General features: G+C 65.2%; 6 protein-coding genes. 3 read left to right on the plus strand and 3 right to left on the minus strand.

Annotated elements, in window-relative coordinates:
- On the minus strand, positions 1-383 hold a 383-nt coding region (locus WAN71_RS00045), incomplete at its 3' end, for a heme-binding protein (RefSeq protein WP_422223369.1).
- A gap of 251 nt (positions 384-634) precedes the next feature.
- Positions 635-1,375 (minus strand): MBL fold metallo-hydrolase, encoded by a 741-nt coding sequence (locus tag WAN71_RS00050; RefSeq protein WP_422223370.1) that lies wholly within the window; start codon positions 1,373-1,375, stop codon positions 635-637.
- A gap of 424 nt (positions 1,376-1,799) precedes the next feature.
- Between WAN71_RS00050 and fgd the strand changes: the two genes are divergently transcribed.
- The 3 genes from fgd to WAN71_RS00065 are packed head-to-tail and all read left to right on the plus strand — an operon-like array spanning position 1,800 to position 6,110.
- Complete coding sequence (gene fgd, locus WAN71_RS00055) at positions 1,800-2,810, plus strand: glucose-6-phosphate dehydrogenase (coenzyme-F420) (protein WP_422223371.1); 1,011 nt, start codon at positions 1,800-1,802, stop codon at positions 2,808-2,810.
- Positions 2,811-2,816: 6 nt separating this feature from the next.
- Entirely contained in the window at positions 2,817-4,919 is a 2,103-nt protein-coding gene (gene pta, locus WAN71_RS00060; RefSeq protein WP_422223372.1) for a phosphate acetyltransferase, read from the plus strand.
- A gap of 54 nt (positions 4,920-4,973) precedes the next feature.
- The gene (locus WAN71_RS00065) at positions 4,974-6,110 is read left to right on the plus strand and encodes an acetate kinase (protein ID WP_422223374.1); all 1,137 of its coding nucleotides are present in this window, start codon (positions 4,974-4,976) and stop codon (positions 6,108-6,110) included.
- A gap of 57 nt (positions 6,111-6,167) precedes the next feature.
- Here WAN71_RS00065 and WAN71_RS00070 read toward each other — a convergent pair whose 3' ends face one another.
- The gene (locus WAN71_RS00070; RefSeq protein ID WP_422223373.1) at positions 6,168-7,982 is read right to left on the minus strand and encodes a hypothetical protein; all 1,815 of its coding nucleotides are present in this window, start codon (positions 7,980-7,982) and stop codon (positions 6,168-6,170) included.
- Positions 7,983-8,134: the final 152 nt, after the last annotated feature.

An 8,134-nucleotide genomic window follows, 5' to 3' on the forward strand; every position in this document is an offset into this window, starting at 1 on the left:
GCCATGAACTCGTTGTAAGCCGACTCCAGATCGGGCGACAGCACCGACGCGTTGCACTGGCGCTGGGTGTCACCGATGGGCGCCAGAATGCCCCGCAATTCGACGTACTCCTGCGGATGGGCGGTGAAGTAGTTCCGCAGATCCGACGCCGCTTGCGGGCGCGGCTCGTTCTTCGCCGCCGTCACGACCGCGTTGGCGCCCGGGTGATTGCTGAGGTACTGGTTGGCCGATCCCGTCACCGAGCTGACCGTGTCGGCCACCCCGGCCGCACTGCAGTCGGGTGCCGCGGATGCCGTCGGCGCCGCGATCACCATGGCAGCCAGACCGGCGAGTAGACCGCAACCGGCGGCGTGCCGGCGCATGGTCTTACCACTGAATTTCATCATTGTTCGCTTCCTGTAAGAGGCAGATTGATCACAGGTTGCCGAGACCCGATGCCCAAGGTACGCGGACGTGAAGTACCGGAACCCGCTGCGGGAAAAGCGTTTCAGCCGCCTGACGTGAACTGAGTCTCAATTGAGGCTGCTTTCGCTAAGTATTCGATCAGAGCGGCTCGGGTTTTCTTAAAGAACGAGCTCGGCCCTTAGCCAATCGTGACATGCAACGTGATCGAATTGTGACTTCAGCGATGCGCTCATTGCGCCAACGCGGTCGCCTCATCGGTGGCCGCACGGATCGGGCCCCGCCACAAGTCGCCGTGCCCGGGCACCAGGACTTCGGTATCCAACAGCGCCAGCGCCGCCAGGCTGCGGATGCAGCCATCCTGATCATGGCTGAACACCGCCGGCAGCAGTTGCGGCCCGCGGCTCCCCAACAGCGGGTGCCCGGTAACCAGCGCGTCGCCGCTGGCCAATATGCCGTCGACCAGATACGAACAGTGACCGCCGGTGTGACCGGGAGTAGGGATGGCCATCGGATGGCCGGGCAACCTCGCCGCCACCTCGGCGGTCAGCGGCTGCGCGGTCGGGATGCCCTCGCGGATCAGCCCGCCGTTGCGCACCACGTGGGTGGCCCACAACGCCCACCGAGGGCGCCAGATGCGCAGCGCGATGTCGAGCGGCGAGGCCTGTTCCAGATACTCCCGCTTGGTGTGGCCGACCTCGTCGGGATGGCAATAAACCGGGGTGCCGTGGGTCTTGGCGAACCAGATCGCCGAGCCCATGTGGTCGATATGGGCATGGGTGAGCAGGATCGCCCGCACGTCGCCGGCCTGGTATCCCAGCTGACGTAACGAGGCCAGCACGTCGTCGCGGTCACCCGGATATCCGGCGTCGATCAGCATGACCCCGCTGTCGTCGGTGACCAGCAGCCAGTTGACCGCCCCGCCCTGGGCGAGGTGCACGGTCTCGGTGACGGCCGTCAGCGCCGGTGCCATGTCGGAGAGTCTAAGAGTTGACCTGGGATGGGTCATGCTTCCACCGTTGTGCCTCTGGGGCTCGTTTTTTCGGCTGGTCGCGCGACGTCCGGTGTTGTGGCCGGTCTGTTCGGGCGTGTGCCGGATGGTGGTTGCGTTGCTCAGCAGAGGCCACCCGGTGGTCGCTGCCGGCCCTGGCCCGCGCTGCAGTGTGGTTCCGCAGGTGGCTGGTGCCGGTTGACTGAGCCCGCGCCTGGATCGTCGGCGACACCCTCATCCCCGTGTACGACCAGCCATCACTACCCCGGCAACCACCGCGCGGCATCTACATCATCTACGGCTATCGTCACGGCGTCATCGCCTTCGGCGGCCCTCGCTGGCCTCTAGATCGTCAAAAACCGACACCCGAATAACCCCATCAGTGCATTGGAGTAGAAACAACAGCGTGGCTGAACTGAAACTGGGATATAAGGCGTCGGCGGAACAATTCGCGCCGCGCGAACTCGTCGAGCTGGCGGTCGCCGCCGAAGCGCATGGGATGGACAGCGCTACGGTCAGCGACCACTTCCAGCCGTGGCGCCACGACGGCGGGCACGCGCCGTTCTCGCTGGCCTGGATGACCGCCGTCGGTGAGCGCACGAAACGGCTCCAGTTGGGCACCTCGGTGCTCACCCCGACGTTTCGGTACAACCCGGCCGTCATCGCGCAGGCATTCGCCACGATGGGGTGTCTCTACCCGGATCGCATCTTTCTCGGCGTCGGTACTGGGGAGTCGCTCAACGAGATCGCTACCGGATACGAGGGCGACTGGCCAGAGTTCAAGGAGCGCTACGCCCGGCTGCGCGAATCGGTGCGGCTGATGCGCGAGCTGTGGCTGGGCGACCGGGTCGACTTCGAGGGCGAGTACTACCACACCAAGGGCGCCTCGATTTACGACGTGCCCGAGGGGGGCATCCCGATCTACATCGCCGCGGGAGGACCCCAGGTCGCCAAGTACGCGGGCCGCGCGGGCGACGGCTTCATCTGCACCTCCGGCAAGGGCGAGGAGTTGTACAAGGACAAGCTCATTCCCGCTATGAAGGAGGGTGCGGAGGCGGCGGGCAAGAATCCCGACGACATCGACCGGATGATCGAAATCAAGATCTCCTACGACACCGACCCGGACCTGGCGCTGGAGAACACCCGCTTCTGGGCGCCGCTATCGCTGACCGCCGAACAGAAGACCAGCATTCACGACCCGATCGAGATGGAGAAGGCCGCCGACGCGCTGCCGATCGAGCAGGTCGCCAAGCGCTGGATTGTGGCCTCGGACCCCGACGAGGCCGTCGAAAAGGTCGGCCAGTACGTCACCTGGGGCCTCAACCACTTGGTGTTCCACGCGCCGGGGCACGACCAGCGCCGCTTCCTGGAGCTCTTCCAGAAGGACCTCGAACCGCGGCTGCGACGGCTCGGCTGAGCCGCCATGCCCGACGTCTCCGCGCTGTACATCGCGGCGCCCGAGGGCGACACCGGCAAATCGACGATCGCGCTGGGGATCCTGCACCGGCTGGCCGCGACGGTGGCAAGAGTCGGTGTATTCCGGCCGATCACGCGTTTGGGCGAAGAGCGCGACTACATCCTGGATCTGCTGCTGGCGCACGCCACCGCGGGCCTGCCCTATGAGCGCTGCATCGGCGTGACCTACCAGCAGCTGCACGCCGATCGCGACGCCGCCATCGACGACATCGTCGAGCGCTACCACGCGATGGCCGCCGAGTGCGACGCCGTCGTCATCGTCGGCAGCGACTACAGCGACGTCACCAGCCCTGCTGAGCTGAGCGTCAACGCCCGCATCGCGGTCAACCTCGGTGCGCCGGTGCTGCTGGCGGTGCAGGCCAAGGGCCGCAGTCCCGAGCAAGTCGCCCACGCCGTCGAGCTGTGTCTGGCCGAGCTGGATGCCCAGCATGCGCATACCGCGGCCGTGGTGGCCAACCGCTGCGAGCCGTCGAATTTGACCGCAGTCGCCGAGGCGCTGCGCCCGCTCGGCCCGAGGACGTACGTCCTGCCCGACGAACCGCTGCTGGTGGCGCCGACGGTGGCCGACCTGCAGACCGCGGTAAACGGGACGCTGGTCAGCGGTGACACCGCACTGATGAGCCGTGAAGTGATGGGCGTGGTTGTCGCCGGAATGACGGCCGACCATGTGCTGGAGCGGCTGGGCGATGGAGTCGCGGTGATCACGCCCGGTGACCGGTCGGACGTCGTGCTGGCAGTCGCCAGCGCCCATGCCGCGGAAGGCTTTCCGTCGTTGTCGTGCGTCATTCTCAACGGCGGGTTCGAGTTGCATCGGTCGGTCGGGGCACTGGTGGCCGGCCTGCGGCTGCGCCTGCCGATCATTGCCACCACACTGGGTACCTTCGACACGGCAAGCGCAGTAGCGTCGGCGCGCGGCCGGCTCACCGTGTCCTCGCAGCGCAAGATCGACACCGCGCTGCAGCTGATGGAGCTGCACGTCGATCTCGGGGACCTGCTGGCGCAGTTGGCGATTCCGATCCCCAAGGTGACCACGCCGCAGATGTTCACCTATCAGCTGCGCGAGCGGGCCCGTTCGGATCGCAAGCGCATTGTGCTGCCCGAGGGTGACGACGATCGAATCCTCAAGTCCGCCGGCCGGCTGCTGCAGCGTGATATCGCCGACCTGACCATCCTCGGCGACGAGATCCAGATCCGCGCTCGTGCAGCCGAACTCGGCGTCAACCTGGACGACGCGACGGTGCTCAATCCGCGTACCAGCGAGTTGTGCGACCAATTCGCCGAGCAGTACGCGCAGCTGCGTGCCAAGAAGGGCGTCACCGTCGAGCAGGCCCGGGAGATCATGCACGACGTGTCATATTTCGGGACCATGCTGGTCTACACCGGCATGGTTGACGGGATGGTGTCCGGCGCTGCGCACACCACGGCGCACACAGTTCGTCCGGCCTTCGAGATCATCGGCACCGCGCCGGGCATCTCGACGGTGTCCAGCATCTTCCTGATGTGCCTGCCGGATCAGGTGCTGGCATACGGCGACTGCGCGATAGTCCGCGACCCGACAGTCGACCAGCTGGCCGACATCGCCATCAGCTCTGCGCGCACCGCCGCGCAATTCGGTATCGAGCCGCGGGTGGCCATGCTGTCGTACTCCACCGGTGAATCCGGCAGTGGCGCAGATGTCGATAAGGTCAGGGAGGCAACCGGATTGGTGCGCAACCGGGCGCCGCAGCTGCTGGTCGAGGGTCCGATCCAATACGATGCCGCAGTCGAGCCCTCGGTCGCGGCCACCAAGTTGCGTGATTCGCCGGTCGCCGGCCGGGCCACCGTGCTGATCTTCCCCGACCTCAATTCCGGTAACAACGCCTACAAGGCGGTGCAGCGTAGCGCCGGTGCGATCGCCATCGGTCCGGTGCTGCAAGGTTTGAACAAGCCGGTCAACGACCTGTCCCGCGGCGCGCTGGTCGATGACATCGTCAACACTGTCGCGATTACTGCTATTCAGGCTCAGGGTGACAGTGGCATGCGCCGAGGACAATCTAGCGAGCAGCGATGAGGTGGGGGCACCTCCCGCTTGCGGGGGAGAATGGCGCTCGTGGCATCTGATCGCGTGGTGCTGGTGATCAACTCCGGCTCGTCGTCGCTGAAATACCAGCTGATTCAGCCGGATTCGGGTCGGTCGTTGGCTGAGGGCATCGTCGAGCGGATTGGCGAGCCGTCTTCGCCGGTTGCCGATCACGCCGCGGCGCTGCGGATGGCGTTCGACCAGTTGTCGAAGGCCGGTATCGATTTGAAGGCTTGCCGGCTGGCGGCAGTCGGCCACCGGGTAGTGCACGGTGGGGCGTCGTATTACCAGCCTACGGTTGTCGACGACGGGGTCATCAACAAACTCAAGCAGTTGTCCGTGCTGGCTCCATTGCACAATCCACCCGCCGTGCAGGGTATCGAGGTAGCCCGCAAGATGCTGTCGGATGTGCCGCATGTCGCGGTGTTCGACACGGCGTTCTTTCACGACCTGCCCGCGGCGGCGGCGACTTACGCCATCGACCGTGACCTGGCACGGAAGTGGCGGATCCGCCGATATGGATTTCACGGTACGTCGCACCAGTATGTCAGCGAACAGGCCGCGGCGTTCCTGGGCAGGCCGCTGAAGGACCTGAATCAGATTGTGCTGCATCTGGGTAACGGCGCCTCGGCGTCAGCGATCGCGGCGGGCCGGCCGGTGGACACATCGATGGGATTGACCCCGTTGGAGGGTCTGGTGATGGGCACCCGTAGCGGCGACATCGACCCTGGTGTCATCGGCTACCTGTGCCGCGCCGCCCAGATGAGCGTGGGCGAGGTTGAATCCATGCTCAACGAGCAGTCCGGGATGCTGGGCCTGGCCGGTGAGCGCGACTTCCGTCGGCTGAACGAGATGATCGAATCCGGTGATAAGTCAGCGCAATTAGCTTATGACGTGTTCATCCATCGGCTGCGCAAGTATGTCGGTGCTTATCTGGCGGTGCTGGGCCGCACCGACGTGGTGAGTTTCACCGCGGGTATCGGCGAGCGCGTCGCGTCGGTGCGGCGCGACGCGCTGAGCGGCCTGGCGGCGCTGGGCATCGAAATCGACGAGCAGCGAAACACGCAGTCCGCCAATGAGGCTCGGCAGATTTCCACCGGTGCCTCGCCGATCGCCGTGCTGGTGATCCCCACCAACGAAGAGCTGGCCATCGCCCGCGACTGCTTACGAGCGGTCGGCTGATCCGGCCCCCCGGGCGGCGCCGACGGTTCCTCCCGCCCGCCGGCGCCGCGGCCTAGCTCAGGGCACCAAACCGCCGAGCAGTTCTGAGGCGAGGCCCGTGAGGTTGACTGTTAGATCGCCGCCGGTAATCGACATCGGCAGACCCAGGTCAGTGACCACACTGCTCAACAGGGATGTCACGTCGAGCGTCGGGTCAGTTCCCAACAGGCCCGGCAGATCCGATGAGATCGGTGCGATACTGCCGAGCACCGCCAACAGGTCTTGGCCCAGGTCCACGCCGAAGTTGGGCACTGCGCCCCCGGTCACGTCAGGGATGGTCAGGTCCAGGCTCAGCGTGCTGGGGAAAAGCCCCTCGAGCGTGTTGAGCGGGATGCTGATGTCCTGACTGCCGGCAGCGCCGAAAAGCGACTCGAGGGTGCTGATCGGCAAGCTGATGTCCTGGCTGCCGGCGCTGCCGAGAAGCGTCTGCAGTTCGGACACCGACAGGGTGATGTCGCTGCTGCCGGAGGTACCCAGCAGCCCCTCCAGGGTGGCGGTGGAAACGCTGATGTCCTGGCTTCCCGCGGTACCGAGAAGGCTCTCGAGGCTGCTGAGCGAGACGGTGATGTCCTGGGTGCCGGAGTTGCCGAGCACCGACTCGAGGTCGCTGAGCACGGTGCTGTCGGGGATCGATGGGGGAGTGATGGTCTGGTTGCCGATACCGAGGTCATTGATGAAAGTTTGGAGGGAGATGGTTTCTTTGGCGATGCCAAGGTTAATGGTGTAAGAGGGATTGCCGAGGTCGCTGACGATTGTGTCGACGGAGATCGGTGGGACGCTGATACTGCCGCCATTCCCGAGGGCGTCGCCGAGGACTTGGTCGAGGGTGACCGGCACGGTGATATTGCCATTGTTGGCGACGTCGCCGAGCAGCCCGTCGAGGGAGATCGGCAGACTGAGTGTGCCGCCGGGAGTGGCCCCATTGAGGAGACTGTCGAGGCTGACCGGGAGAGTGAGTGTGCCGCTGGGTGCGACGTCGCCGAGGAGATCGTCCACGGAGACCGGGAGGCTGAGTGCGCCGCTGGGGGCGGCATCGCCGAGAAGACTGTCCAAGCTGAACGGCAGGGAGAGCGTGCCGCTCGGGGCAAGGTCGTTGAGGATTGTGCTGACGTTGACCGAAAGGTCCAAGGAGCCCGGTTCTAGCAGGGTCGGGGTCGTCGTCAAATTCCCTCCGCCGACGGCCGACAACTCGTCGGCCAGGGTGTTGCCAAGCTGAGCAAGGGCGTCGATCTCGCCGGTGGCCGCACCGTCGACGGTGTTGGTGAGCAACCCTAACTCTGGTGAAATGAGTCCGGAGCCAAGGATTTCCGGGTAACCGTTGAGGTAGGCGTACAGGATTGTGGTGGGCGCGTTTTCCAGATCGGTAAGGGCCGTGGAGTAGGCGTCGCTGCTCAGCGCCGATTCAATGTTGTCCGATACCGCCGTGAGCGCGGTCGAGGCCGCGTTGGACGCGTCGGCGCTGCTGAGTAACGCCAGCGCGCCCTCGGTCAGCAGCGAGAGCGGGTTGGTCACCGGGTTCGAGGTACCGGTTGAAAGGTCGCTCAACACGGTGCTGATACCTTGCGAGATATCGGGGTCGGTCAGCCAGTTACTGCTGCTGAGAACAGTTTCCAACCCTGACCAGTTGGCCTCGGTGGCGCCGACCAGTTGGGACAGATCGAACTCGTCGTAGGCGGTGAGCCGGAACTGTCGGTGCTGCACGTCAGGCCGTGGCGTGGCTACCGGAGTAACGGCGATCAGGCCGGCGCCCAGGAGAGCGATACCGGTGGTGACGCTTGAACTATGGCTAAGACGAAGCTGAGGGGTGTCTGATTTGGATCTGAGAAAATTCACGTCAGCATGGTGCACGTCCCGCTTGGCCCGCGGCAATGCAAGAGGGCGGACTCACAGCGAGACGTATAGTAATTACCTTTGTACCAACGAGGGGTAGGAGACTGGAGTAATGACGCCAAGTCGAGCGCGCGGTCGACCGCGCAGCGAGGAAC

The organism is Mycobacterium sp., assembly GCF_049280035.1.
Classification (GTDB): Bacteria; Actinomycetota; Actinomycetes; order Mycobacteriales; family Mycobacteriaceae; genus Mycobacterium.